The following is a 24,841-nucleotide window of genomic DNA, read 5'->3' as shown; positions in this document are numbered from 1 at the left end:
TCGTGAGACATCCTGGAGGTATCGGAAGTGAGAATGCTGACATGAGTAACGATAAAGGGAGTGAGAGACTCCCTCGCCGAAAGTCCAAGGGTTCCTGCTTAAAGTTAATCTGAGCAGGGTTAGCCGGCCCTCAAGGCGAGGCCGAAAGGCGTAGTCGATGGGAACCACGTTAATATTCGTGGGCCTGCAGGTAGTGACGGATTGCGTGTGTTGTACATTCTTATTGGATTGAATGTGCAGCGAAGCGGTTCCAGGAAATAGCTCCTGCATATAGACCGTACCCTAAACCGACACTGGTGGACTGGTAGAGAATACCAAGGCGCTTGAGAGAACTGCGTTGAAGGAACTCGGCAAAATGCACGCGTAACTTCGGAAGAAGCGTGACCCTTGTTTAGGCAACTAGATGAGGGTGGCACAGACCAGGGGGTAGCGACTGTTTACCAAAAACACAGGGCTCTGCGAAGTCGCAAGACGACGTATAGGGTCTGACGCCTGCCCGGTGCTGGAAGGTTAAGAGGAGATGTGCAAGCATTGAATTGAAGCCCCAGTAAACGGCGGCCGTAACTATAACGGTCCTAAGGTAGCGAAATTCCTTGTCGGGTAAGTTCCGACCTGCACGAATGGCGTAACGACTTCCCCGCTGTCTCCAACGCAGACTCAGTGAAATTGAATTCCCCGTGAAGATGCGGGGTTCCTGCGGTTAGACGGAAAGACCCCGTGCACCTTTACTATAGCTTTACACTGGCATTCGTGTCGACATGTGTAGGATAGGTGGTAGACTTTGAAGCAGTGGCGCCAGCCATTGTGGAGTCATCCTTGAAATACCACCCTTATCTATATGGATGTCTAACTGCGGCCCGTTATCCGGGTCCAGGACCGTGTATGGTGGGTAGTTTGACTGGGGCGGTCGCCTCCTAAAGAGTAACGGAGGCGCGCGATGGTAGGCTCAGAACGGTCGGAAATCGTTCGTCGAGTGCAATGGCATAAGCCTGCCTGACTGCAAGACTGACAAGTCGAGCAGAGACGAAAGTCGGTCATAGTGATCCGGTGGTCCCGCGTGGAAGGGCCATCGCTCAACGGATAAAAGGTACGCCGGGGATAACAGGCTGATGACCCCCAAGAGTCCATATCGACGGGGTTGTTTGGCACCTCGATGTCGACTCATCGCATCCTGGGGCTGGAGCAGGTCCCAAGGGTATGGCTGTTCGCCATTTAAAGCGGTACGTGAGTTGGGTTCAGAACGTCGTGAGACAGTTCGGTCCCTATCTGCCGTGGGTGTAGGAATATTGATAGGATCTGTCCCTAGTACGAGAGGACCGGGATGGACGTATCTCTGGTGGACCTGTTGTCGTGCCAACGGCATAGCAGGGTAGCTATATACGGACGGGATAACCGCTGAAGGCATCTAAGCGGGAAACCCACCTAAAAACGAGTATTCCCTATCAGAGCCGTGGAAGACTACCACGTTGATAGGCCGGGTGTGGAAGTGCGGCAACGCATGTAGCTTACCGGTACTAATAGCTCGATCGACTTGATCACTCCCATTTACAATATCCATCAAGCATAGCTTGATGATGATAAAAGCACGAAAGACAACCAGCTTCTCATATTTGTGTTCTTCGCCGACCTGGTGGTTATGGCGGAGCGGCTGCACCCGATCCCATTCCGAACTCGGCCGTGAAACGCTCCAGCGCCAATGGTACTTTGTCTTAAGACACGGGAGAGTAGGTCGCTGCCAGGTCTGCTAAGCACACAAATAATTCCATCTTCTCAAATCAATACAAAACAGCTTTACTAGCGCTATGCGCACAAACTACCCAACCGGTTCAATAAACACCCTGGCGCGGGGTGGAGCAGCCCGGTAGCTCGTCAGGCTCATAACCTGAAGGCCGCAGGTTCAAATCCTGCCCCCGCAACCAAAATCTCCAAAAAATAAACCAAATATTATCGCTGGCACGAAGACTTCATCTTCACTGGCGATCGTTGCTCGTCGTCCTGTGGACCATAACCTGAAGGGTGAGGAGGATAAGTAATCGATTGAGTATCGATTACCCGACGAACGGGGCAAATCCTGCCCCCGCAACCAATATCCTTCCCTGAAAATACTAAAACCCGCGATGCATACGCCATGCTCGTAGCTGTACGGCTTGTGAAAGCTCCATGGAGCAGCCCGTTCGAGCTGAAATCGATAATCAATCGATCTTTGAACGCTCTCACCTCATCAGCATCATAACCTGAACCGTGAGGAGCATAGTAATCGATCCAATATCGATGACCCGACAAACGGGAAAAAGCATCACACGAAACCATCCCCCAAAAACATCAATAAAATCAAAAAGCCCGGTGCATAAGAAGCCGGGCTTTTGACGTTTCTGATAGATGATGAAGAAGGCTAAAGGGCAAAGTCATCCAACAAAGCCACCACGCCAGCAAATCCATATCCCAATATCGTGATAGCAAAGAATTTTGTCGCCCCGTAGCAAACTGATAGAAGCCCAAGCGAAACCATCTCAACGGAGACTGTGATGAAGCTCTATTACAAACCCGGCGCATGTTCATTGGCACCCCACATCGTGCTCAGCGAAGCAGGCTTTTCCTATGATCTGGAAGTGGTCGATCTCAAGGAAAAGAAAACAGCGAGTGGTGCCGACTACCTGAAAATCAACCCGCGTGGTGCAGTACCTGCTATCGAGGTTGAGCCCGGTGTCGTGATTACGCAGAACGCGGCAATCCTGCAGTATATCGGCGATCACTCTGATGTTGCAGCCTTCAAGCCTGCCTATGGCGCGATTGAACGTGCTCGTTTGCAGGAAGCGCTCGGCTTTTGCGGTGATCTGCATACAGCGTTCGGCGGTCTGTTCGCGCCCAATTTGACGGAGGAAGCAAAGACCACAGTGGTTGCCTCCATCAATCGTCGCATGGGTCAGCTTGAGGCGATGCTTTCGAGCGACCACGACTTCTGGCTTGGGGCCAATTTTACCCAACCCGATGCCTATGTATCCGTCATCATCGGTTGGGGCCTTATGTTGAAGGTCGATCTTAGCGCCTATCCGAAGGCTCTTGCTCTGCGCGAACGCGTCATGGCGCGTCCTGCCGTACAGAAGGCTCTCAAAGAAGAAGGCTTGATCTAAAGCGCATCCCGAAAGGTGTGAAACGGCTTTCGGGCAACGATGCGCGTTAAAACAGAGAATTAGAGCGCCGATCGGATCGAAACGCGCTCTAAACACTCAAAGCCCGGTGGCAAACTGTCGCCGGGCTTTTTGATTCCAAAACGATGAATTGAAATCTGCTTGCATACCATCGACGTAACCAACGGTGCGGCAACTCTAACTATTCTCACGAACGTGCGGTGGGTTCGGTGTCAGCGCGTTCGAGGAAGGGGCGGCTTCTGCTGTCTGGGCTGTGGCCGCAGCCGTGCCCTCCTGCTCAAACTTATCGACATGCATTGACTGGTTCTTACGCCATCCGCCATGAAGATAAAGCGCGCCAGCCATAAGCATCGTCGAAAGCATGGCAACAGGGAAGCTGAGCCACAGGGCATCCGGTCCGAGCCAGTCTCTCATGCCGACGGCAACACCAAGCCGCACCGGGTACATCGAAACAAACAGAATGATAAGTGGCCAGATAACTTGTCCATTCGCCCGCACGGTGCCAAACAGAACCATGGAAACGCCAAAGGCGATAAAGCCCCAGGTTGCGATCTTGCCGATGTGCTGACCGATCGGGATGGCAGGGCTGTCAGAGCCCAGGAATATCTGCATGGCCTGCTTGTCGGCAATGAGCAGCACAACAACCAGAATACCAGTCATCAGAATGGCGTAAAAGACGCCGATCCGTGTGATGCTGTTGACGCGATCCCATTTGCCAGCGCCGATATTCTGCGCAGCCATTGCACTCACCGCTGCGCCAAGCGCCATAGCCGGCATCTGAACATAGGTCCATAATTGTTGCGTTGCGCCAAAGGCTGCGGTCGTATTGACGCCTTCCTGATTGACCAACCGCATCATCGTCAGCATGGCACTCGAGACCACGATCATCTGAATACCCATCGGAAGACCTTTGCTGAAAATCAGCTTCAAGACCTTGAGGTCCGGCACCAGAAGCCAAAGCTCCTGTCCTTTGAGACGCAAAGGCAAATCCTTGCGATAGACATAGATGAGCATAGCCGCGAGACTGATATAATTGGCTACTGCTGTGGCGAGTGCTGAGCCTGATATGCCGAGCGGTGGAATTGGGCCGATCCCGAGAATGAGCAGCGGGTTAAGCGCTATATCAAGGATGACGGCGAGGCCCATGAATATCAGCGGGGTCATGGAGTCACCGCTGCCGCGCAGCGCCATCATCAGGATGGTCTGCATGAGAATGGCAGGCATTGCAACGAAGGTTACTTGCAGGAAAGCGCGCGCCAGCGGTTCAATCGTTTCCGGAGTGCCGAGCAGGCCAAGGACGTAAGGTGCGAGGAACCAGCCGACCACAGCCACAATAATGCTGACAGGAATGAAGGCTCCGAGTGTCGTACCTGTGATGGCGCGTGCGGTTTCGATATCCCGCCGCCCAAAGGATTGGCCGATCAGAATCGTCGATGCCATGCCGAAGCCGAAGACAAAGGCGGTCAGCAGAAACATTACCAGATTGCCGTTTGTTGTCGCTGCGAGAGCGTCTGTCCCCAGCAACTGACCGATCCAGATTGTATCGATGGAGCCGTTCGCCGATTGCAGGATTGACGAGCCGAGCGTTGGCAGAGCGAAAAGCAACAGTGCCTGATTGATGGGCGCGGTTGTCAGATCAATGGTCTTTTTCATCCGGCCTCAATCATGTTGAACTGTATTATGTCATGGTTACGCGACTATCGAGTTCGCTTGATAATGCTTCCAAGTCTCAAACAATACAAATCCCTATCTTGGACGATCCAGTCTAATTTCGATGAAGATACAGCAAAAACAATGTTCTGGCTTTGAAACTGTCGTTTGGCTGCTATCTTGTACCAGAATCACGCGGGGCACCGTTTCATCCGATGCACCGTTTTGCTCGCAAGAACACAGATTTTCGGAATGGTGTGGCATGATTTCACGTTTTCTCGTTGTTGGCATGACCTTGGTGTTGGCTGGCTCAGCGAATGCTCAATCGGATACTACTCATCCAACATCTCTGGATAAGATCATCCCTGTTTCACAAGTCAGCGGCGTTGATATTGTGCGGCTTGCAGAGCTGCCAAAGGCACCAAAGAAAAGCGGAGACGCCGCTTCTTGTGATAACCAGGACACCAAAACGACAAGCGCCGAGGCGCGTGCGGTGGAAGAGCGGGGCTGGACCGTGACCGGGGAAGCGAAGCTTGGCGCGTTGCAGGCTGTCAGTTTCGTGGCCGATATGGAACAAGGAACAAGCGGATCGTGCTTGTTGAAAGAAGGCAATCTTGCCTTTTATGAAGACGGCAAACTTGTTGCACTTGCGTATGCCGCCAAAAATGCAGCCATCAGTCTGGGGCGTGTCGAACAGAACGGTGAAGGCATACGCATTTGGGATGGCGACTGGGTACAGCAGCCGGTTGCTGATGTGAAGCTGGTTGGTGGCAAAGGTATCATTGTCACCGCACTACCGGGCGAAGAGAAATTCTGTTCAGGCCAAGTGACGGTTCCCAATATTTATCGACTGCCGATTAGTCTGGCGCGTATCATGCTCATTGAACATGGCTGGCAGCCAGAAGAAAGCAAGGATGAGCTGGACATCATATCGAAGGGTTTGCGAGAGATGGGTATCAGCGAGGTTGATGGCTGCTCAGGAACTGGCTTCGGCTATTGCGGCTTCTCCTATAAGAATGCCGGCCACAGCCTGTCTGTCACAACGGTAGGTGATACGCCATCGGTCCTGTCTTATGATGTGAAGTGCTCGAATTAGAGCGTAATGCGCATTCCGAAAAGTGCGAAGCGGTTTTGCAGAACAAGATGCGCGCAAAATAGATAGAGCAGTTCCAACATTTAATGAAAATTGGAAGTGCTCTAACGCGTGCATCTCAACAAGTTGAGGACACTGATCTAATTGGCTACGATCTTTGCTTTCACGAAGACATCGTAGCGGGTGCTTTTACCGAGAATCTGATGGGAGGGCTTGCGTAGCCCTGCCATGGGTTCAGCGCGCAGCGGCCATTTCAGTACGACACGGTTTACCGCGTGTTCAAGAGCCACAAGCATCAGCTTCTCAGAGTCTGCATCGGTGCCGACGATCTCGCGGATCTGACGCATTTCCTTTTTGACCAGAGCCGTATTGCCTCGCGGTGGATGCATGGGGTCAACAAGAACGACCATTGGCTTCAATGCCGGTATCAGCAGGCAGGAATCGCCATGTAATAGCGTCATGCGCGCCACTGTTTCCGCATATTGACCGCCTTCAGCTGCAGCGCGCGCCAGCCCTTCAGCCAGCAGCCTGTGCATTTTCTCTGATCGCTCTATCAGCGTTACCTTCGCACCCAGTGCGGCGAGCAGAAAAGCGTCGCGGCCAAGACCGGCTGTTGCATCGACAATGTCTGGCGTGATGCCACTCGCAAGACCCGCCGCCTTTGCCAGAGCCTGTCCGCGTCCCTCACCGGAACGAAAGCGATGCCCGACGGCACCACCGACAAAATCAACAACCAGTTCCGATGTGTCTATTTTCTGCGACATGGGTATTTCCGAAACATAGCCATTGTTAGAAAGGGCAAGGGGCCGTGAATTTCACATGCCTACCATCCGGGTGATGGAAAGCGACTTCTTCTGCATGAAGAAGCAAGCGGTCTGCTGCGCCAAGTGCCTCACCTTCGGCATAAAACTCATCGCCAAGAATAACATGCCCCAGCGCTTTCATGTGAACGCGCAATTGATGAGTACGACCAGTCAGCGGAAACAACTGCATTCTTGTGCTGTTTTCATGACGTTCCAGCACCTGCCAGCGTGTCTGGGCTGGCTTTCCATTATCAAGATCGACACGATGACGCGGTTTATTGTCCGGATCAATTGCCAATGGCAGATCGATCAGTCCGCCGTCTTGTTCCACCCGACCCCAAACCTCGGCAATGTAGCGCTTTTCTGTCGTGCGCGCTTCAAACTGCGCAGCAATAGCGGCGTGGGCTTTGCGATTGAGCGACATGAGCACAAGACCGGACGTGTCTTTATCCAGACGATTGATCATCAAAGCTTTTGGAAACTGTTTTTGGACGCGTGTGGCCAGGCTGTCAGAAAGCGCCGGATGACGTCCGGGCACGGATAACAGTCCGCTTGGCTTATCCAGAACCAGAATATCCACGTCGCGATGGATGATCGAAACATATGGCTCTAACGGCGGATTATAAACGGGAGAAACATCTGACAACACACTCATGACGGCCTTCTAGCACGGACTGGCCATTGCTGAGAAGCGGTGGCCGGAAGCACTCAGCAAGATCATTCTGTGTCAGGCGAGTTGACCTCTTGGCTTTGTCTCTTACTTCCTTTGCAAGTGAGGCTTGTTCGATTTCAAAGAGGAAATTGCTATGACGAAAGTGAATGTAGCTGTTCTGGTTGGGAGCTTGAGAAAAGATTCTTTCAATCATAAGGTTGCGCTCGGCTTGAATGCAGTAACACCAGACGACATGGCATTGACGATTGTCGAGATCGGCGACTTGCCGCTCTATAATCCGGATCTGGATACCGACGCCCCACCCGCTGCCTGGAAACGTTTCCGTGCTGAGGTGAGCAAGGCCAATGCCGTGTTGTTCGTAACGCCGGAATATAACCGGTCGGTGCCCGGAGGCTTAAAGAACGCGCTCGATGTCGGTTCACGTCCATATGGCCAGAGTGTCTGGAGTGGAAAGCCTGCTGCGATCATCAGCGGCTCTCCGGGCAATATTTCAGCCTTCGGTGCCAATCATCATCTTCGTCAGTCGTTGGTATTTCTGGATATGCCGACTTTGCAGCAGCCAGAGGCTTATCTCGCACATGTTGACAAGCTGCTGGATGAAAGCGGCAAGCTGGTGCCTGATACGGCCAAGTTCCTTGGTGAGTTCCTGAAGGCATTTGATCGGTTTGCTCAGAAGAACCTTTAGCGGCTCTTCAATCCGCAAGCATTACCTCGTCTCAGGCGTGGTCCAGCAGTTGATGATTGTGGGCCGCGCAGGGGAGAACTGACGTCAATCAGCGATGCTCGGTGCGATGTCGTTTCAATAGATAAAATGGCGGAGAGGGTGGGATTCGAACCCACGGTGGAGTTACCCCCACGCCGCATTTCGAGTGCGGTACTTTCGACCACTCAGCCACCTCTCCGCATTGTGCACCACGGGTAAAGCGATCCATAAAATCGCGCCGTTGATAAGCATCTAAAGCGAATGCTAAGTGTGTAGCGGCTCAATAACGAGCCAGAGACGATTAGACAAGAGCTAATTTGCATTCTGTTGTGAAAATTCTTGACTTTTCTGCTGCTTCACACCTATAAGCACCAGACTTCAGGCGTGGAGTAATCCGCGCCTATTGTTTTGATTGCGAAATTTCGGGTTTCCGGAGTTGTAATCAAGGGCATAAAGCCCACTCACCAACCGACTGATAAAAAGACGGCCCATCACTTCGGCGCAAATGTCGTGGAAATGAGAGCCGGACCGAACAACCGAAAGGACAACAAATGTTCGCAGTCATTAAGACCGGTGGCAAGCAGTACCGCGTTGCCGCAAATGACCTGATCAAGATCGAAAAAGTTGCTGGCGAAGCTGGCGACATCGTAGAATTCGCAGAAGTTCTGCTGGTTGGCACGACGATCGGTGCTCCGACCGTAGCAGGCGCTCTCGTAACGGCTGAAGTCGTTGAACAGGGCCGTGCGCGCAAGGTTATCGCGTTCAAGAAGCGTCGCCGTCAGAATTCGAAGCGCACCCGCGGTCATCGTCAGGAACAGACGACGATCCGTATCTCGGAGATCCTTACCGACGGCGCAAAGCCATCGAAGAAGGCCGCTGAGAAGAAGGCTCCTAAGGCAGACACCGCTGAAGGCGAAGTCGCAAAGCCAAAGAAGGCAGCGCCTAAGAAGGCTGCAGCCAAGGCCGAGTCGGCTGAGTAAGTAGAAGAGATTAAAGGAGAAATCCAATGGCACACAAAAAAGCTGGTGGTTCGTCGCGTAACGGTCGCGATTCAGAGTCGAAGCGCCTTGGCGTGAAGAAGTTCGGCGGCGAAGCTGTCGTTTCTGGCAACATCATCGTGCGCCAACGCGGCACGAAGTGGCATCCGGGCGCCAATGTTGGCCTCGGTAAAGACCACACCATTTTTGCTACCACCAACGGTTCCGTTGCTTTCCGCACGAAGGCCAACGGCCGCACCTACGTATCGGTAAACCCGATCGCGGAAGCAGCAGAGTAAGCCGGGCACTCATAAATACCGGCGTCCCATTGGACCCGGTATATATGGCGACCAGCCTAAAGATCGAAGGGAAGATGGGACAACCATCTTCCCTTTTTGCATCTGGAGGACAGACAAATGGTCGTCGAAGTTTTAGAAGAAGAATATTACGAGAGCTGTAGCGAGCGGGAGGCCAGTTATGCTGATCTCTCGCCTGGATTAGCAGATCAGTTAGATTGCCCCGTCCTCGTCACGGACAGGCTGGTTCTCCGCCCGCCACATACCGAAGACGTGGATGCAATTTCCTATCTTGCCAATAACGCCCGCGTCTCGACTATGCTCGCCCGTATGCCTCATCCATACACCCGCGAAAATGCCGTGGATTTTGTCGAGCGCGTGCGAAAAGGCGAGATGGGCAATTGCATTTACGCAATCACCCAAGCTGAAACCGGTATCTTTATGGGTTGTTGTGGCATCCACCCGCATAGCCACGGCGAAGGCCTGGAGATCGGCTATTGGCTGGGTGAGCCCTATTGGGGGCATGGTTTTGCCACGGAAGCTGCCCACGCATTGATCGATCTGGCCTTCCGTGCCACGCCAATCGAGCGGTTGCATGTTTCGTGTCACGCTAGCAATGGCGGTTCGCGTCGCGTGATTCATAAGTGCGGCTTTCAGTTCAGCAGCATGGGCATGGCGGATTCACTTGCTGCCGGGAATGTCCCTGTCGAGCGCTATGTCCTTGACCGGCGGACCTGGATCGGCCTGAGAAGCTGGCAGTCATAAAAAAAGGTCCTGCGTGAAAATCGCAGGACCGATAATCATCGGGGAATATAATGAACGATATTTACGCTGTCGCCCGTGAAAGGGTTGTTGTTCGCGCACTGGATAAGGGAGACCTGCACCGGTTTCGCGCGATCCGCTTGTCTGCATTGCAGCTCGCGCCGCAAGCTTTTGGGTCGACCTTTGAAGAAGAAAATGCCTATTCCGACAGCGTGTTTGCACGCCGTCTGGAGCAAGTGAACGGCAATGTCATTTTCGGTGCCTTTGATGGTGAAAACCTGATGGGTATCGCCGGCTTGTTCCGCCATGAACGCAGGTCCGAGCGCCATCGTGGCACTCTGGTCAGTGTCTATGTCGCGCCGGAAGCGCGTGGCTTGCGACTTGGCAGGGCGCTTGTTGGGCAGATTATCGAACACGCGGCTGAGCACGTCGTGATACTGGATGCGAAAGTCGTGGCAACCAATGAGCCTGCGAAGCGCATCTATTATGAGCTTGGTTTCAAATCCTATGGTGTTGAGCCGAAGTCGCTTTATGTGCAGGGTCAGTATCTGGATCAGGAACTGCTCTATATTGATTTCAGTGATCCTGCGTGGAAACTGAATTTAGGCTGAAAACCTTATGTTTCTGCTGTTTGCAGGACACGGGTTTTGCTGTAATTGCAAATCGGATTGCGCGAGATTGCGCGCAATCCCAAAGTTTAAGACGCACCCAAGTCAAGTTCTATTGCGTCGTAAGAGGTAAGGTTCAATGAAATTTCTCGATCAGGCCAAGATCTATATCCGCTCCGGTAATGGCGGGGCGGGGGCCGTGTCGTTCCGCCGCGAGAAGTTTCTTGAATTCGGTGGCCCTGATGGCGGTGATGGCGGGCGCGGTGGCGACGTCTGGGTGGAAGCCGTCAATGGCCTCAACACGCTGATTGATTATCGCTATCAGCAACACTTCCGGGCCAAGACCGGTATGCATGGCATGGGCCGCAACATGACCGGCGGCAAGGGCGATGATGTCATCCTCAAAGTGCCGGTTGGCACGCAGATTTTTGAAGAAGATGATGAAACGCTGATCTGTGACATCACCGAAATTGGTCAGCGTTATCGTCTGGCCAAGGGTGGTAATGGCGGCTTTGGCAATCTGCATTTTACGACCTCTACCAATCGCGCGCCACGTCGCGCCAATCCGGGTCAGGACGGTATTGAGCGTACACTTTGGCTGCGGCTCAAGCTGATTGCTGATGCTGGTCTGGTCGGCCTTCCGAATGCGGGCAAATCGACCTTTCTGGCAAGTGTGACGGCTGCAAAGCCCAAGATTGCGGATTATCCTTTCACGACACTGCACCCCAACCTCGGTGTCGCGCGCGTCGATGCGCGTGAATTTGTCATCGCTGACATTCCGGGCCTGATTGAAGGCGCCAGTGAAGGCATTGGCCTTGGTGATCGCTTCCTGGGCCACGTCGAGCGTACCCGCGTGCTTCTGCATCTGGTGTCGGCGCAGGAAGAAGATGTTGCGAAAGCTTACACCGTCATTCGCGGTGAACTGGAGGCCTATGAGCATGGCCTTGCGGACAAGACGGAAATCGTGGCGCTGTCGCAGATCGATACGCTTGATCCGGATGCACGCAAGGAAAAGGTGAAGGCGCTGAAGAAGGCTTGCGGGCGCGATCCGCTGCTGCTTTCAGCGGTCAGCCATGAAGGCTTGAACGATGCGCTACGCCAGCTGGCTGCGGTTATTGATCAGAGCCGGGCCGTTGAAGCCGGTACTGCTGAAGACGAATAAGCATAGGGTTTTATTTGGTCGCGCATCTTGTCCGAAAACCGCTTCACGCTTTTCGGCATGCGCTTGAGAATGCGGCGAGGGAATGAAGGCATGTTGAAACAACTCAAAGACTATCGCCGCATCGTTATCAAAATCGGATCAGCCCTTCTGGTGGACCGCTCAACTGGTCTCAAGCAAAATTGGCTTGAGAGCCTGGGTCAGGACGTTGCGGCGCTCCATCATGCGGGCGTCGAAGTTCTGGTTGTTTCATCCGGCGCTATCGCTCTTGGACGCACGGTTCTTGGTCTGCCCAAGAAATCGCTCAAGCTTGAAGAAAGTCAGGCAGCAGCTGCCGCCGGACAGATCGCGCTTGCGAAAGCCTATGCCGATGTGCTCGGTGGCCACGACCTCAAGTCAGGTCAGATTCTCGTGACACTTTCGGATACGGAAGAGCGTCGCCGTTATCTCAATGCGCGCGCGACGATTGAAACGCTTCTGAAGCTCGGCGCAGTGCCGATCATCAACGAGAATGATACGGTTGCGACGACTGAAATCCGTTATGGCGATAATGATCGTCTCGCAGCCCGTGTTGCAACCATGATGGGTGCAGACCTTCTTATTCTGCTTTCGGATATTGACGGCCTTTACACGGCACCGCCGCATAAAGACCCGAACGCACAGTTTCTGCCGCTCGTTACAACAATCACACCTCAGATTGAGGCGATGGCGGGTGCTGCGGCATCAGAGCTTTCACGCGGTGGCATGAAGACCAAACTTGACGCCGGCAAGATAGCCAATGCGGCAGGCACTGCGATGATTATCACCTCCGGCACACGTATGGGGCCGCTTTCGGCCATTGATCGGGGCGAACGCGCGACATTGTTTGAGCCAGCGCGTGCTCCGGTAAATGCATGGAAGACGTGGATTTCCGGCAATCTCGAACCTGCTGGTCGTTTGCGTGTCGATGCTGGTGCAGTCAAGGCGCTGAAATCCGGCAAGTCGCTATTGCCTGCGGGTGTGAAAGAGATTGAAGGCCAGTTTGAGCGTGGCGACACGGTTGCGGTTCTCAACGAGGACGGCCGTGAAATCGCGCGCGGTCTGATTGCTTATGATGCGGAAGATGCGCGCAAAATTGCCGGGCACAAAAGCGATGAGATCAGCGCCATTCTTGGCTATGATGCGCGCGCTGCAATGATCCATCGCAATGATCTGGTGGTACGGGGTGTAACCACTACAGCATAATTCCTTAAACTTGAATCAGTTTAAGGTAAAATTATGCTGTAAATATAAAGTTTTAGAGCGACCTTTGTGCGCCCGGAAGGGCGCACGGCGCTCTAGCGAGACGGAAGAAGCATAAGGGGAAGAGGATGTTGAACAAAGTGGACGCCGGAACTGACATCGCAGCCATCATGGCAGAAGTTGGTCGTAAAGCCAGACAGGCAGCGGCTCCGCTTTCCATCGCTTCGCCTCAACAGAAAAACAAAGCCCTGCTTGCTGCAGCAGATAGCATCCTCACAAGCAAAGATGCCATTCTTGAAGCCAACAAGCTCGATCTTGCGAATGCTGCGGAAAGCGGGATGGCGGCTTCGTTTGTTGATCGGCTGACACTCGATGACAATCGCATTCAGGCAATCGCCGACGGCATTCGCGCTATTGCTGAATTGAATGATCCAGTCGGTGAAGTGATTGCCGAGTGGGATCGTCCGAATGGTCTCCATATCGAGCGCGTTCGTACGCCATTGGGTGTCATCGGCGTGATCTATGAAAGCCGTCCCAATGTGACGGCAGATGCTGGCGCGCTATGCCTTAAGGCTGGCAATGCGGTCATCCTGCGTGGTGGTTCAGATTCTGCACATTCGTCGGCTGCTATTCACAAGGCACTGGTTGCGGGACTGGAGGCAGCTCAATTGCCTGCCGATGCTATCCAGATCGTTCCGGTTACTGACCGTGCGGCAGTTGGCGAAATGCTCAAAGGTCTGAATGGCGCGATTGACGTGATCGTGCCACGGGGCGGCAAAAGCCTCGTTGCGCGCGTGCAATCGGAAGCGCGGGTGCCGGTTTTCGCGCATCTTGAAGGCATTTGTCATCTCTATATCGACAAGTCCGCTGATCTCGATATGGCGCGTGCGATTGCTGTGAACGCAAAGATGCGCCGCACCGGTATTTGCGGTGCGACCGAAACCTTGCTTGTGGATCGCGCGGTGGCTCAAACGCATCTGGTGCCGGTTCTTGAAGATCTGGCTGCCAAGGGCTGCGAAATTCGCGGCAGCGATGAAGTCATAGCACTTTATGCAACCGCCACGCCTGCTACGGAAGAAGATTGGTCGACCGAATATCTGGATGCGATCATTTCAGTGGCGCTGGTTGATGGCGTCTCGGGTGCGATTGAGCATATCAACCGTTACTCCTCCCACCACACAGAAGCTGTTGTAGCTGAGGATGCGGATGTTGTTGCGCGCTTCTTCAACGAGATCGACTCTGCCATTCTTCTGCACAATGCCTCGACGCAGTTTGCAGATGGTGGCGAGTTCGGCATGGGGGCGGAAATTGGCATTGCTACCGGCAAGATGCATGCGCGCGGGCCGGTTGGTGTCGAACAACTGACCTCTTTCAAATATCGTGTTCGTGGAAACGGACAGGTTAGAGGCTGATGAAGTTCGGCTTCGGGCTTTCCGCATTAAAGGCGAGTTATCCGGACGTTGATGCGCAATATTTGCGTATGCCGCATGTCGAAAAGGGCATGACGGTCGGCCTGTTTGGCGGCTCGTTCAACCCACCGCATGGTGGTCATGCGCTGGTCGCTGAAATCGCCATTCGGCGGCTGAAGCTTGATCAGCTCTGGTGGATGGTGACGCCCGGCAATCCGCTGAAGGATAAGCGCGAACTTGCCCCGCTTGCTGAACGTCTGGAGCTCAGCGAGCATGTGGCAAGCGATCCGCGCATCAAGGTGACGGCGCTGGAAGCCGCTTTTGACGTGCGCTACACAGCCGACACTCTGGCGCTGATCCGCAAGGCCAATCCCGGTGTGCATTTCGTCTGGGTTATGGGGGCGGACAATCTCGCTTCCTTCCATCGCTGGCAGCGCTGGCGGGAGATTGCGCAGAATTTCCCAATTGCTGTCATCGACAGGCCAGGTTCGACCTTGGCTTATTTATCGTCACGCATGGCGCAAACATTTTCCGATAGCCGGCTAGATGAACATTACGCCCCGCTCCTTGCGCGGCGTACACCACCGGCCTGGACCTTCATTCACGGACCGCGATCTTCGCTCTCATCAACCGCACTCCGCAAACAGAAATTGAAAAAGTGAATGGTGTAAGCCATTCAAGACTCTTGAAAGAATACAGGGACTCTGCCTATCTTAGGTATGTACGGTGCTTATGAATGCCGTACTGCGTTGTTCTTGTCGGAAAGGAACTACACTGAGAACAGCAATTGAGAAGAAGGCTCACCACGCGCCTTCACCGGTCGGGATGAACGAAACAGCTTTCGTGTCCCAGGCCTTCGACGCGGCTTTGGCCAGTCTCGAAAACTCCAAAGCAGAATCCATTATCCCCATCGACATCCGCGGAAGATCTTCGATCGGCGATTATATGATCGTCGCGTCTGGTCGTTCGCATCGTCATGTGACGGCTGTCGCTGACCATCTTTTGCAGGCTCTTCGTGAAATGGGCTGCAAGGATATGCGGGTCGAAGGACTCGAGGGCGGTGATTGGGTTCTCATCGATACAGGCGATATCGTCGTCCATATTTTCCGTCCGGAAATCCGTGATTTCTACAATCTGGAAAAAATCTGGATCAACGACGATTTCGAAGATCAGCGCGCATCGGGAACGGTGCACTGATTTGAGCGCATCCGAAACGTGTGAAACGGTTTTCGGATAGAGATGCGCGTTAAAAGAAAGAGTTAGAGCGCCGATCTGATCGAAATGCGCTCTAAGTCGTAAAGAGGACGTGATGCGTGTGAGTGTTATGGCCGTGGGCCGGATGAAAGCCGGCCCCGAGCGGGAGTTGGTCGAGCGTTATTTCGACCGTTTTTCCAAGGCGGGGCCGTCGCTTGGGCTTGAATTCGCCGGTGTGAGCGAAATCCCCGAAAGTCGTGGACAGACGGCTGAACTGCGTAAGGCCGAAGAAGCACAGCGCATCAATGAAGCTCTCGATAATGGTGCTGCTCTTATCCTGCTCGACGAGCGCGGCAAGGCGCTCGGCTCGGAAGCTTTTGCTGAACGCATCGGCCGGATGCGTGATGATGGCAAGCGCCAGCTGATTGTCGCCATTGGCGGCCCGGATGGGCACGATCCTGCTTTGCGTTCGCGCGCCGATCTGGTTCTCGCTCTGGGAGAGCTGACATGGCCGCACCAGATAGCCCGCATATTGATTGCTGAGCAATTATATCGGGCCGCAACAATTCTTGCGGGACATCCTTATCACCGATCCTAATTATTTCATGTTCTTCCAATAGTTGATGCGCCGGGTCGGGTTTTGTAACTGCCTTGTGCATCATTTGAAGAATTGCATGTCGCTTTCATCGACGAATAAAACGCTGCCACAGATCGCATTCGTGACTGATCGTGGTTTTCTCAAGCCAACTCTGGTGGCGATGTGGGGCGTTCTGCGCCACTTGTCTGTCCCGGGTATCATTCATTTCTGGGGTGACGGATTAAGGGACGAGGATTGGGAGGCAGTGCATCGGGTCGCTTCCAAAAATCCTGCAGTCACGCTGAATTGCCTTGCTCTTACCCAGGATGATTTGGACGGGGCAAAAGGGCCAACGGCCTATATCTCTGCCGCATCAATGGGGCGTTTGCATATTCCGACCAGAATTTCAGGTCGTGTTCTCTATATTGATGGCGATACGCAGGTAGTGGGCGACGTCGCCCCACTTTTCGCGCTTAATCTCAATGGGTGTCCGGTTGGGGCGGTGCGCGATTGCGTTGTGGCGAAATGGTCTGCTCGCAATCTCAAGGTGCGCGAAAAATGTATGCCCCGTGTCCGTGAGTTGCAGGGACTGATGCAGCAAAGCGATATATCGCGCTACTTCAACTCCGGTGTTCTTCTGCTTGATACCGATGCCATCCGTGCAGAGCCTGAACTGCACCGGGCCATGCATGATCTGGTTCGTGCTTCTGCCTGCCCGTTGGGCGATCAGGACCATCTCAACAATGTCTTTCGGGATCGCGTGCATTTGCTCAACCCGGCTTATAATTCGTCGTGGAGACAGGCCGCGAGGCAACGGCGCCACATTGCCCGACTTGGTGGCGATGCTGAAGAAAGCAAATCCGTGCCGGATATCATCGTGCATTTCCATGGTCCGGAAAAGCCATGGAAACAGCCACGCCGCGACCTCTGGAAACACCGCGCACGCGCTGTCTGGCGTTATCGGCGTGAAATGCACGAATATGTACAGAGCTATCCTGATCTGGCGCCGTGAGCGAGATTTACTGCTGGTTATTTACGAGACTGTGCGGGTCCAATTCTCATGGTAGATCTTACCTCTCAGCGTAAAGCGATTGCCCGTTTGCGGGTTGATAACGCTTACGCTGTCGATGGTCTGTCCGGTAATTTCCAGCCCCAATTCGTGGAGTATCATGAGGATATCGCAACGATTTCCAACCGTCGTTGAAGCGATTTTCTCGCAGATATAGGTATGAATATAACCGCGCCCCTGGCGCCAGTCGGATGCCCCTACGCGAACTTCTGAAGTCATCTATGCAGATCCCGCTTCCATATATTCGACCCACAATGAAACTGACGGCATATTCTGCCTAGCACTGAAATTATCGTCGGCGCTACTATGGCTAACAATTCCTTAATGCTCTGCGGCTAGTTTTGGCCTTGTTTCTTTCTGATATAGCGCGCCATGAGTCCTTTTCGCCTTTCAAAAAAGTCTTTGCTGCCTGCCTTGATGCGGGCTGGCCTTGTTGCGACTGCACTTATGTCAGGCGCAACGCTGGCTTTTGCGCAAGAAGGAATCCAGCAGCAGCGCGACAAGGCGGCAAGTGAATATGAGCAGCTCAGCACCGAACTCTCTGTATCAAGCGACAAGCTTAAACAGCTCGAAGACGAGGTAGCCAACCTTAAGAAAGATCAGGCAACGATTACGGCAGCGCTTATCCAGTCTGCAAAGACAGACAAGAAGTTGCAGCAGGATATTGCCGATAGTGCCGACAAGCTGGTTTCCTTGCGCGAGCAGGAAGACGGCATTCGCAATTCATTGCGCGCGCGCCGAAGCGTTTTGGCAGAGGTGCTGGCTGCATTGCAGCGCATGGGGTTGAACCCGCCGCCGGCTATTCTCGTGCGGCCCGACGATGCATTGGCATCGGTGCGCAGCGCTGTGCTGCTTGGCGCCGTTGTGCCGGAAATGCGCGAACAGGTGGAAGAGCTGACCGGCGATCTGAAAGATATGCAGCGCGTGGTCGCCTCCATCGCTCAAGAGCAGGACAAGCTCAAGGAAACACGCACAGCACAGGCCGAAGAGCAAAAGCGTCAATCACTTCTTCTTGAAGAAAAGAAGAAGTTGCAGGCCCAGTCCGAGCAGGAAATCCTAGCGCAGCGCAAGCGTTCGGAAGAACTTGCTGACAGAGCAGGCAGTCTCAAAGAGCTGATTGACGGGCTGGATGAGCAGATGGCTGGTGTGCGCGATGCTGCCGAGGCTGCACGTAAAGCGGAAGCTGATCGCCTTGCAAAAGCGCAGGAAAAGGCTGGAGAAGCAACGCCTGACGAGAACCGTCTGCACGCGCAGATTGATTTTGCATCGCTGCAAGGAAAGCTTGGATTGCCTGCTGCAGGCAAGACTCTCCGGCATTTTAACGAAAAAGACGGTGTCGGTGGCAACATGATGGGGCAGGTGGTTGAAACCTTGCCCGCTGCCACGATTACGTCACCTTCCGATGGCGTTGTACTATACGCAGGTACATTCAGATCTTATGGGCAGCTCTTGATCCTGGACGCTGGCGGCGGATATCATATCGTGATGGCTGGCATGGGCCGAATCGATGTGGCGCAAGGTCAGTTTGTGTTGGCGGGTGAACCTGTCGGCGCAATGGGTGAAAAACTTCTCGCAAGTGTTGCACCGATTGAGGTGGGCAATGGCGCGCCATTGCTTTACATTGAGTTTCGAAAAGATGGAAAACCCGTTGATCCGGCCCCGTGGTGGTCCGAGCGGCTTTCTGGAAGGACACAAAATGATACGTAAACTGTCGCTGCTGTTCGCCGGGGCCCTGATGGGGGCGTCAGCCATGGTGATGGTTCAGGGCGCGCCTGCCTCCACTGCTTTTGCCGCAGCGGGGAAAGATAGCGATGTCTATAAGGACCTGGCTCTCTTCGGTGATATTTTTGAGCGCGTGCGCCAGCAATATGTGACGCCGCCAGATGACAAGAAGCTGACGGAAAGCGCCATCAACGGCATGTTGACGTCGCTTGACCCGCATTCATCCTACCTCAACCCGGAAGCAGCGCAGGATATGCGCGTGCAGACCAAGGGTGAGTTTGGCGGTCTTGGTATTGAAGTCACCATGGACAACGATCTGGTTAAGGTCATTGCGCCAATCGATGATACGCCAGCCTCCAAAGCTGGTGTCCTCGCAGGCGATCTGATCAGTAAGATCGATGGTCAGGAAGTTCGTGGCCTCAGCCTCAGCGATGCGGTTGAAAAGATGCGCGGTGAAGTTGGTTCGCCAATCGAGCTGACACTTATTCGTCAGGGCGCAGACAAGCCGATCACGCTCAAGATCGACCGTGCTGTGATCAAGGTTAAGGCCGTTCGTTCTCGCGTCGAGAATGATGTCGGCTATTTGCGTGTGATTTCCTTCACCGAACAGACCTCCGATGACCTCAAGAAGGCGATCAAGGACATTCAGGAAAAGCTCCCTGGCGATAAGCTCAAGGGCTATGTGCTTGACCTGCGCCTCAACCCGGGTGGTCTGCTCGATCAGGCTGTCGCTGTTTCCGATACCTTCCTCGACAAGGGCGAAATCGTTTCGACCCGTGGTCGTGATCCGCAGGATGTGACGCGCTTTGATGCGCGCAAGGGTGATCTGGCTGATGGCAAGCCGGTGATCGTGCTCATCAATGGCGGTTCGGCCAGTGCGTCGGAAATCGTCGCGGGTGCGCTGCAGGATCATCGCCGTGCGACCGTGCTTGGCACGCAGTCCTTCGGGAAGGGCTCTGTCCAGACCATTATCCCGCTTGGCGAAAACGGATCGCTGCGTCTGACGACGGCGCTCTATTACACGCCATCGGGCAAGTCGATCCAGGGCAAGGGCATCACGCCAGACATCAAGGTTGAACAGCCGCTGCCACCAGAACTGCGTGGTGAAGATGTCGTTCGTGGTGAGTCTGAGCTCAAAGGCCACATCAAGGGCAATGAGGAAGACGATGCCGGTTCGGGTTCGGCCGCTTATGTGCCGCTTGAGACCAAGGATGACGTTCAGCTCAATGAAGCGCTGAAGCTTCTGCGCGGTGAAGAGGCTAATGCTGCCTTCCCACCAGATCCGAAGAAGAGCGTTCTGAACTGATCTGTCTTTGAAGGCGATGGAAACATCAAACGCGGGAGTTCAGGCTCCCGCGTTTTCTTTTGTCGCAGTTCAATAACATTGAAACTGTATGTTCTGCCGCATATCAGTTGTGAAAACATTTGCGATTACACGGAGATATCATGTCGAAGCACAAAGGCCCCGTCGATCCTGAAAGCTTGCCCTATCGCCCTTGCGTGGGGTTGATGGTTCTCAACAAGGCCGGTCTTGTCTGGGCCGGGCGACGCATTGTTATTCCGGGCGACGAAATGGATGGCGCAACACAGCTCTGGCAGATGCCGCAGGGCGGTATCGATAAGGGCGAAGATCCGGCAGTTGCGTCGCTGCGTGAGCTTTACGAAGAAACCGGCATGAAGTCGGTGTCGCTGCTTGAAGAAGCGCCGAACTGGATCAATTACGATCTGCCAGCGCGTCTTGTCGGACAGGCGCTTAAGGGCAAATATCGCGGTCAGACCCAGAAATGGTTCGCCTATCGCTTTGAAGGCGATGAAAGTGAGATTGCAATCAATCCGCCGCCCGGTGGTCATACAGCAGAGTTTGAGGAATGGGCGTGGAAGCCAATGCAGGAGCTTCCTGAATTGATCGTGCCTTTCAAGCGTAAGGTCTATGAAGAGGTCGTGAGCGCTTTCCGGCATCTCGCGCCATAATTCGTCAGCCCCCTTGTCTAGCGGGGCAACATCATGTCAACTCGTCTCAGAGGCGTCGCGGGCGCGTTCTGAGAGGGAGAATTGTTTATGGACGGAATGAGTCTTCTTGTATTCCTTTTCGTTGGTCTGATTGCCGGTTGGCTTGCTGGCAAGGTGGTGCAGGGTGGTGGTTTCGGCCTCATCGGCAATATCATCGTTGGCGTGATCGGTGCCTTCTTTGCGGGCTGGTTGCTGCCTCGTCTGGGCTTCTCGGTTGGCGGCGGTATTATCGCCGCGATCATCAATGCCTTCATCGGCGCGGCGATACTTCTGATTATTCTGCGGATCGTCAAACGCGTTTGATCGCGTATTTCATTTTTTGTAGTGGCCCGGTTTTTTGATCGCGTTTCGATCTGATTAAATCAGATCGGCGCATCTCAATATTTGTTTTGGCGCGCATCCTTCCCGAAAACCGTTTCACATTTTTCGGGACGCGCTAAAAACCGGGCTGTTCCTTTTCAAAGTCCTGACACATGACACCGAATTCTCAGCTGTCGCCGGGGCTGGCTCTTACGGCCTCGGCAGGTTTCGTTGATGCAATTGCCTTTCTTGAACTGGGAGGCTTTTTCGCATCCTTCATGAGTGGCAACACCACGCAGCTTGGCATTGCCATCGCTGGTCAGCCCGACGTGATGGGCAACGTCGTCATATGGCTGCCAGCTGCATTGATCGCTCTGTTCTTTGTCGGCGCGTTTCTTGGCACGCTGGTGGTAAGAGCCTATCGCAAGGATGGAAGCCTCGCGGTGATGGCGAGCGTAGTGATTGTGTTGCTGCTGGTGAGTATCTTGCGCCGCGAAGGGCTTGCGCTGGTCCATCCTGTGCTGCTGCTTGCAGCTGCCATGGGCGCACAGAATGCGGCCGTGCAGCCCATAGGTTCTGCGCGGCTTGGCGTGACTTACGTGACAGGCACATTGTTCAATTCTGCCGCTGATCTTGCCGGATCATTGCGTGGCGAGGTTCCGCGCTGGCGCTGGTTGCAGCATTTCGCGGTCTGGTTCTCGCTGATGGTTGGCGCTGTCTGCGGTGGTCTGGCGCATTATTTCGTTGGTCTTGATGCGCTGTTTATTCCGGCAATCATGATTGTTGTCGTGATGGTGATCTACTGGAAAGCGCGATAGAGCGGCTTGTTTTTATCGCATTTCCGAACGCAAAACCGGTTCACATTTTTGCTGGAACTGCTTTAGCTAAACAGCGATTTCTCGTTCTCGACCAGTTCCGAAATCAGCGCTGAAACAGCGGTCACGCGGCGAAGTGTGCGTGCGGATTCATGATATGTGAGCCAATAGGCACGGCGGATTGTGCGATCTGGAAAGAGCGGCACGAGATCGGGATCGGCGCGTGCGATGAACGCATGAAGAATGCCGATGCCAGCACCGGCCCGCACCGCTTCCACCTGACCCAGCGCACTCGATACTTCGAAATCCGGTTTCCAGTCACGGCTGATTTCCGCGGCATAGGCAAGCGACGGGTTGACCACGAGGTCTTCAACATAGCCAATCAGTCTGTGGCCACTCAGTTCTTCAGTCGTTTGCGGCGTGCCATGCTCTTCGAGATAGCTGCGATGGGCATAAAGACCGAGCGTATAATCCACCAGCCTGCGGGCAATCAGCCTGCCTTGCTCGGGGCGTTCCACAGTGATGGCGATATCCGCCTCGCGCCGTGACAACGAAAACGAGCGCGGCACCGGCACCAATTGAATAGTCAGGTCTGGGTATTGCTGTGTGAGCCGTGCCAGTCTGGGGGCCAGAAAATTAACGCCAAAACCATCGGGGGCGCCGATACGCACCGTGCCGGACACAGCAACATCGGCATTGCCAACCTGCGCACGGGCTGAAAGCATTTCCGCTTCCATACGTTCAGCCGCCAGAAGAAACTCTTCACCCGCCTGCGTCAGTGTCGAGCCATTGGTGCGGCGTGTCAGAAGTGTTGTCGAGAGTGCGGCTTCAAGCGCTGTCAGGCGACGTGCCACCGTGGTGTGGTTGATGCCTAATCTTTTGGCCGCTCCCAGAATTTGCCCCGAACGCGCAACGGCCAGAAATATCCGAATATCATCCCAGTTCATGGCACTCTCTGCTCAAGCGTATTCTTCGGAAGACCGTACTATAAAAAATGCACAACGGATACGCTTTTCAGCGACTTGCAATTGTGAATTTGCAGAGTCAGGATGTGTTTGAAGAAGGTGGCTCTTAGTGTCGCCTTATTGAACACCACAGCTGGGAGGCATTCCGATGCGTACTGTAGGACATTTCATTGGCGGCAAGCATGTAGCCGGCAAAAGCGGTCGTACGGCTGATATTTTTCAGCCGCTTGACGGCACGGTTCAGGGCACTGTGGCACTCGCCACGAAAGATGAAGTACGTGCAGCGGTCGAAAACGCTAAGGCGGCTCAGCCAGCATGGGCTGCAACCAACCCGCAGCGTCGCGTTCGCATTCTGCGCAAGTTCCTTGAACTCGTCGAAGCTGAATATGACAGCCTTGCAGAACTGCTGGCCCGCGAGCACGGCAAGACGATTGCTGACGCCAAGGGCGACATTCAGCGCGGTCTGGAAGTGGTGGAAGTCTGCCTCGGTTCCGCTCATATGCTGAAGGGCGAATTCACCGACAATGCAGGTACGGGCATCGACACCTATTCGATGCGTCAGCCGCTTGGTGTTGTTGCCGGTATCACGCCGTTCAACTTCCCTGCCATGATCCCGCTCTGGAAAGCTGGCCCAGCGATTGCCTGCGGCAATGCCTTCGTGCTGAAGCCATCTGAACGCGATCCGGGCGTGCCGATGCGTCTGGCCGAACTGTTCATGGAAGCAGGTCTTCCGGCTGGCATTTTCAACGTCGTCAACGGCGACAAGGATGCAGTTGATGCGCTGCTCGACGATAAGGATGTACAGGCAATCGGCTTTGTCGGCTCGACACCAATTGCTCAGTATATCTATGGTCGCGGCTGCTCGAACGGCAAGCGCGTCCAGTGTTTCGGTGGTGCCAAGAACCACATGCTGATCATGCCGGATGCGGATATGGATCAGACCGTGGATGCGCTGATCGGTGCCGGTTACGGTTCGGCTGGCGAACGCTGCATGGCGATCTCGGTTGCTGTTCCGGTTGGTGAAGATACCGCAAACCGTCTGATGGAAAAGCTGATCCCACGCGTTGAATCTCTGAAGATTGGCCCTTCGACTGATAATTCGGCCGATTATGGCCCGGTTGTCACCAAGGCCGCTCTCGACCGCATTCGTGGCTATGTCGATCTCGGTGTCGAGGAAGGCGCAAAGCTCGTAGTCGATGGTCGTGGCTTCAAGATGCAGGGCTATGAAAACGGCTTCTATATGGGTGGCTGTCTGTTCGACAATGTGACGTCAGACATGCGCATCTATAAGGAAGAAATCTTCGGTCCGGTCCTCTCGGTTGTTCGCGCCAAGAACTACGAAGAAGCCCTCGCACTGCCGAATGAGCATGAATATGGCAATGGCGTCGCTATCTTCACCCGTGACGGTGATGCAGCCCGCGATTTTGCCAGCCGCGTTCAGGTCGGCATGGTCGGTATCAATGTGCCAATTCCGGTTCCGATTGCTTACTACACCTTTGGTGGCTGGAAGGCTTCGGGCTTCGGCGATCTCAACCAGCACGGCCCGGATGCGTTCCGCTTCTACACCAAAACCAAGACAGTCACCTCGCGCTGGCCGTCTGGCGTTAAGGATGGTGCGGAATTCGTTATCCCAACGATGAAGTAACGCCAGACGCTTCTTCATGTTGCGTGTCCTCGCCTTGCTGC

Annotated in this window: 25 protein-coding genes, 2 tRNA genes and 2 rRNA genes (1 of these 29 cut by a window edge); 23 read left to right on the top strand and 6 right to left on the bottom strand. The window is 54.2% G+C overall.

Going from position 1 to position 24,841, the window contains the following annotated elements; genetic code table 11:
• From KMS41_09850 to KMS41_09835, 4 genes are all read left to right on the top strand, one after another.
• Window positions 1-1,539 (top strand): 23S ribosomal RNA (locus KMS41_09850) (it extends 1,273 nt beyond the left edge of the window).
• An 87-nt stretch (window positions 1,540-1,626) separates the two neighbouring features.
• Window positions 1,627-1,741 (top strand): 5S ribosomal RNA (gene rrf / locus KMS41_09845).
• Window positions 1,742-1,842: 101 nt separating this feature from the next.
• Window positions 1,843-1,919 (top strand) — tRNA-Met (locus KMS41_09840).
• A gap of 606 nt (window positions 1,920-2,525) precedes the next feature.
• The gene (locus tag KMS41_09835) at window positions 2,526-3,131 is read left to right on the top strand and encodes a glutathione S-transferase family protein (protein ID QWK77381.1); all 606 of its coding nucleotides are present in this window, start codon (window positions 2,526-2,528) and stop codon (window positions 3,129-3,131) included.
• A 195-nt stretch (window positions 3,132-3,326) separates the two neighbouring features.
• Here KMS41_09835 and KMS41_09830 read toward each other — a convergent pair whose 3' ends face one another.
• Window positions 3,327-4,802 carry an MATE family efflux transporter gene (locus KMS41_09830; protein QWK77380.1) on the bottom strand — a complete coding sequence of 492 codons (1,476 nt, stop codon included), beginning with the start codon at window positions 4,800-4,802 and terminating at the stop codon, window positions 3,327-3,329.
• Between the two features lie 259 nt (window positions 4,803-5,061).
• On the opposite strand from KMS41_09830, the gene KMS41_09825 reads away from it, so the two are divergent.
• Window positions 5,062-5,895: a hypothetical protein gene (locus KMS41_09825; protein QWK77379.1), complete on the top strand. Its 834-nt coding sequence runs from the start codon at window positions 5,062-5,064 to the stop codon at window positions 5,893-5,895.
• A 137-nt stretch (window positions 5,896-6,032) separates the two neighbouring features.
• Here the strand turns inward: KMS41_09825 and KMS41_09820 are convergent, their stop codons facing one another.
• Together KMS41_09820 and KMS41_09815 are read right to left on the bottom strand one after the other, a co-directional pair.
• On the bottom strand, window positions 6,033-6,656 hold the full coding sequence (locus KMS41_09820) for a class I SAM-dependent methyltransferase (protein QWK77378.1): 624 nt from the start codon (window positions 6,654-6,656) through the stop codon (window positions 6,033-6,035).
• Between the two features lie 25 nt (window positions 6,657-6,681).
• Window positions 6,682-7,350 carry an RNA pseudouridine synthase gene (locus KMS41_09815; GenBank protein ID QWK77377.1) on the bottom strand — a complete coding sequence of 223 codons (669 nt, stop codon included), beginning with the start codon at window positions 7,348-7,350 and terminating at the stop codon, window positions 6,682-6,684.
• 151 nt (window positions 7,351-7,501) lie between these two features.
• Between KMS41_09815 and KMS41_09810 the strand changes: the two genes are divergently transcribed.
• Window positions 7,502-8,053, top strand: coding sequence for an NAD(P)H-dependent oxidoreductase (locus tag KMS41_09810; GenBank protein QWK77376.1), 552 nt, complete (start codon window positions 7,502-7,504; stop codon window positions 8,051-8,053).
• Window positions 8,054-8,180: 127 nt separating this feature from the next.
• Here KMS41_09810 and KMS41_09805 read toward each other — a convergent pair.
• Window positions 8,181-8,270, bottom strand: a tRNA-Ser gene (locus tag KMS41_09805).
• 352 nt (window positions 8,271-8,622) lie between these two features.
• On the opposite strand from KMS41_09805, the gene rplU reads away from it, so the two are divergent.
• The 11 genes from rplU (at window position 8,623) to KMS41_09750 (ending at window position 17,286) form a co-directional block, all read left to right on the top strand.
• Window positions 8,623-9,051: a 50S ribosomal protein L21 gene (gene rplU / locus KMS41_09800; protein ID QWK77375.1), complete on the top strand. Its 429-nt coding sequence runs from the start codon at window positions 8,623-8,625 to the stop codon at window positions 9,049-9,051.
• Window positions 9,052-9,077: 26 nt separating this feature from the next.
• Window positions 9,078-9,347 (top strand): 50S ribosomal protein L27, encoded by a 270-nt coding sequence (gene rpmA, locus KMS41_09795; GenBank protein QWK77374.1) that lies wholly within the window; start codon window positions 9,078-9,080, stop codon window positions 9,345-9,347.
• 117 nt (window positions 9,348-9,464) lie between these two features.
• Window positions 9,465-10,109 carry a GNAT family N-acetyltransferase gene (locus KMS41_09790; protein ID QWK77373.1) on the top strand — a complete coding sequence of 215 codons (645 nt, stop codon included), beginning with the start codon at window positions 9,465-9,467 and terminating at the stop codon, window positions 10,107-10,109.
• 50 nt (window positions 10,110-10,159) lie between these two features.
• Entirely contained in the window at window positions 10,160-10,717 is a 558-nt protein-coding gene (locus KMS41_09785; protein ID QWK77372.1) for a GNAT family N-acetyltransferase, read from the top strand.
• Window positions 10,718-10,853: 136 nt separating this feature from the next.
• Window positions 10,854-11,876, top strand: a complete 1,023-nt coding sequence (gene obgE / locus KMS41_09780) for a GTPase ObgE (GenBank protein QWK77371.1) — start codon at window positions 10,854-10,856, stop codon at window positions 11,874-11,876.
• 90 nt (window positions 11,877-11,966) lie between these two features.
• Window positions 11,967-13,097, top strand: coding sequence for a glutamate 5-kinase (locus KMS41_09775; protein ID QWK77370.1), 1,131 nt, complete (start codon window positions 11,967-11,969; stop codon window positions 13,095-13,097).
• Window positions 13,098-13,222: 125 nt separating this feature from the next.
• Entirely contained in the window at window positions 13,223-14,506 is a 1,284-nt protein-coding gene (locus tag KMS41_09770) for a glutamate-5-semialdehyde dehydrogenase (protein QWK77369.1), read from the top strand.
• Window positions 14,506-15,165, top strand: a complete 660-nt coding sequence (locus KMS41_09765; protein ID QWK77368.1) for a nicotinate-nucleotide adenylyltransferase — start codon at window positions 14,506-14,508, stop codon at window positions 15,163-15,165. Before KMS41_09770 ends, KMS41_09765 begins: the two co-directional genes overlap by 1 nt.
• Window positions 15,166-15,328: 163 nt before the next feature.
• On the top strand, window positions 15,329-15,700 hold the full coding sequence (gene rsfS / locus KMS41_09760) for a ribosome silencing factor (GenBank protein ID QWK77367.1): 372 nt from the start codon (window positions 15,329-15,331) through the stop codon (window positions 15,698-15,700).
• Between the two features lie 112 nt (window positions 15,701-15,812).
• Window positions 15,813-16,295 carry a 23S rRNA (pseudouridine(1915)-N(3))-methyltransferase RlmH gene (rlmH, locus tag KMS41_09755; GenBank protein QWK77366.1) on the top strand — a complete coding sequence of 161 codons (483 nt, stop codon included), beginning with the start codon at window positions 15,813-15,815 and terminating at the stop codon, window positions 16,293-16,295.
• A gap of 76 nt (window positions 16,296-16,371) precedes the next feature.
• Window positions 16,372-17,286 carry a hypothetical protein gene (locus KMS41_09750; protein ID QWK77365.1) on the top strand — a complete coding sequence of 305 codons (915 nt, stop codon included), beginning with the start codon at window positions 16,372-16,374 and terminating at the stop codon, window positions 17,284-17,286.
• A 21-nt stretch (window positions 17,287-17,307) separates the two neighbouring features.
• Here KMS41_09750 and KMS41_09745 read toward each other — a convergent pair whose 3' ends face one another.
• The gene (locus tag KMS41_09745) at window positions 17,308-17,562 is read right to left on the bottom strand and encodes a hypothetical protein (protein ID QWK77364.1); all 255 of its coding nucleotides are present in this window, start codon (window positions 17,560-17,562) and stop codon (window positions 17,308-17,310) included.
• A gap of 153 nt (window positions 17,563-17,715) precedes the next feature.
• Here KMS41_09745 and KMS41_09740 point away from each other — a divergent pair, with 153 nt between their 5' ends.
• The 5 genes from KMS41_09740 to KMS41_09720 all read left to right on the top strand — a co-directional run bounded on the left by KMS41_09740 (window position 17,716) and on the right by KMS41_09720 (window position 22,193).
• Entirely contained in the window at window positions 17,716-19,050 is a 1,335-nt protein-coding gene (locus KMS41_09740) for a murein hydrolase activator EnvC (GenBank protein QWK77363.1), read from the top strand.
• Window positions 19,040-20,371 (top strand): S41 family peptidase, encoded by a 1,332-nt coding sequence (locus KMS41_09735; protein QWK77362.1) that lies wholly within the window; start codon window positions 19,040-19,042, stop codon window positions 20,369-20,371. The genes KMS41_09740 and KMS41_09735 overlap by 11 nt, the downstream gene beginning before the upstream one ends.
• A gap of 140 nt (window positions 20,372-20,511) precedes the next feature.
• Window positions 20,512-21,036, top strand: a complete 525-nt coding sequence (locus KMS41_09730) for an RNA pyrophosphohydrolase (GenBank protein ID QWK77361.1) — start codon at window positions 20,512-20,514, stop codon at window positions 21,034-21,036.
• A gap of 87 nt (window positions 21,037-21,123) precedes the next feature.
• A complete protein-coding gene (locus KMS41_09725; GenBank protein QWK77360.1) occupies window positions 21,124-21,378 on the top strand; it encodes a GlsB/YeaQ/YmgE family stress response membrane protein in 255 nt (84 codons plus the stop codon).
• A 170-nt stretch (window positions 21,379-21,548) separates the two neighbouring features.
• Window positions 21,549-22,193 (top strand): DUF1275 domain-containing protein, encoded by a 645-nt coding sequence (locus KMS41_09720; protein QWK77359.1) that lies wholly within the window; start codon window positions 21,549-21,551, stop codon window positions 22,191-22,193.
• A gap of 62 nt (window positions 22,194-22,255) precedes the next feature.
• Here KMS41_09720 and KMS41_09715 read toward each other — a convergent pair whose 3' ends face one another.
• The gene (locus KMS41_09715; GenBank protein ID QWK77358.1) at window positions 22,256-23,137 is read right to left on the bottom strand and encodes a LysR family transcriptional regulator; all 882 of its coding nucleotides are present in this window, start codon (window positions 23,135-23,137) and stop codon (window positions 22,256-22,258) included.
• A gap of 166 nt (window positions 23,138-23,303) precedes the next feature.
• Here KMS41_09715 and KMS41_09710 point away from each other — a divergent pair, with 166 nt between their 5' ends.
• The gene (locus KMS41_09710) at window positions 23,304-24,800 is read left to right on the top strand and encodes a CoA-acylating methylmalonate-semialdehyde dehydrogenase (protein ID QWK77357.1); all 1,497 of its coding nucleotides are present in this window, start codon (window positions 23,304-23,306) and stop codon (window positions 24,798-24,800) included.
• Window positions 24,801-24,841 lie beyond the last annotated feature (41 nt).

This window comes from Ochrobactrum sp. BTU1, assembly GCA_018798825.1.
Taxonomy (GTDB): domain Bacteria; phylum Pseudomonadota; class Alphaproteobacteria; order Rhizobiales; family Rhizobiaceae; genus Brucella.
Note: the sequence above shows the minus strand (reverse complement) of the source record. Positions and strands in the feature narration are given on the sequence as shown.

Coding starts and splice junctions, on each gene's coding strand:
- KMS41_09715 (QWK77358.1), bottom strand. CDS start 23,137: ATGAACTGGGATGATATTCGGATATTTCTGGCCGTTGCGCGTTCGGGG.
- KMS41_09710 (QWK77357.1), top strand. CDS start 23,304: ATGCGTACTGTAGGACATTTCATTGGCGGCAAGCATGTAGCCGGCAAA.
- KMS41_09815 (QWK77377.1), bottom strand. CDS start 7,350: ATGAGTGTGTTGTCAGATGTTTCTCCCGTTTATAATCCGCCGTTAGAG.
- KMS41_09775 (QWK77370.1), top strand. CDS start 11,967: ATGTTGAAACAACTCAAAGACTATCGCCGCATCGTTATCAAAATCGGA.
- rpmA (QWK77374.1), top strand. CDS start 9,078: ATGGCACACAAAAAAGCTGGTGGTTCGTCGCGTAACGGTCGCGATTCA.
- rlmH (QWK77366.1), top strand. CDS start 15,813: ATGCGTGTGAGTGTTATGGCCGTGGGCCGGATGAAAGCCGGCCCCGAG.
- KMS41_09730 (QWK77361.1), top strand. CDS start 20,512: ATGTCGAAGCACAAAGGCCCCGTCGATCCTGAAAGCTTGCCCTATCGC.
- KMS41_09830 (QWK77380.1), bottom strand. CDS start 4,802: ATGAAAAAGACCATTGATCTGACAACCGCGCCCATCAATCAGGCACTG.
- KMS41_09825 (QWK77379.1), top strand. CDS start 5,062: ATGATTTCACGTTTTCTCGTTGTTGGCATGACCTTGGTGTTGGCTGGC.
- rsfS (QWK77367.1), top strand. CDS start 15,329: ATGAACGAAACAGCTTTCGTGTCCCAGGCCTTCGACGCGGCTTTGGCC.
- KMS41_09740 (QWK77363.1), top strand. CDS start 17,716: ATGAGTCCTTTTCGCCTTTCAAAAAAGTCTTTGCTGCCTGCCTTGATG.
- KMS41_09720 (QWK77359.1), top strand. CDS start 21,549: ATGACACCGAATTCTCAGCTGTCGCCGGGGCTGGCTCTTACGGCCTCG.
- KMS41_09745 (QWK77364.1), bottom strand. CDS start 17,562: ATGACTTCAGAAGTTCGCGTAGGGGCATCCGACTGGCGCCAGGGGCGC.
- KMS41_09810 (QWK77376.1), top strand. CDS start 7,502: ATGACGAAAGTGAATGTAGCTGTTCTGGTTGGGAGCTTGAGAAAAGAT.
- KMS41_09765 (QWK77368.1), top strand. CDS start 14,506: ATGAAGTTCGGCTTCGGGCTTTCCGCATTAAAGGCGAGTTATCCGGAC.
- KMS41_09750 (QWK77365.1), top strand. CDS start 16,372: ATGTCGCTTTCATCGACGAATAAAACGCTGCCACAGATCGCATTCGTG.
- KMS41_09820 (QWK77378.1), bottom strand. CDS start 6,656: ATGTCGCAGAAAATAGACACATCGGAACTGGTTGTTGATTTTGTCGGT.
- KMS41_09735 (QWK77362.1), top strand. CDS start 19,040: ATGATACGTAAACTGTCGCTGCTGTTCGCCGGGGCCCTGATGGGGGCG.
- KMS41_09790 (QWK77373.1), top strand. CDS start 9,465: ATGGTCGTCGAAGTTTTAGAAGAAGAATATTACGAGAGCTGTAGCGAG.
- KMS41_09835 (QWK77381.1), top strand. CDS start 2,526: ATGAAGCTCTATTACAAACCCGGCGCATGTTCATTGGCACCCCACATC.
- KMS41_09725 (QWK77360.1), top strand. CDS start 21,124: ATGGACGGAATGAGTCTTCTTGTATTCCTTTTCGTTGGTCTGATTGCC.
- KMS41_09770 (QWK77369.1), top strand. CDS start 13,223: ATGTTGAACAAAGTGGACGCCGGAACTGACATCGCAGCCATCATGGCA.
- rplU (QWK77375.1), top strand. CDS start 8,623: ATGTTCGCAGTCATTAAGACCGGTGGCAAGCAGTACCGCGTTGCCGCA.
- obgE (QWK77371.1), top strand. CDS start 10,854: ATGAAATTTCTCGATCAGGCCAAGATCTATATCCGCTCCGGTAATGGC.
- KMS41_09785 (QWK77372.1), top strand. CDS start 10,160: ATGAACGATATTTACGCTGTCGCCCGTGAAAGGGTTGTTGTTCGCGCA.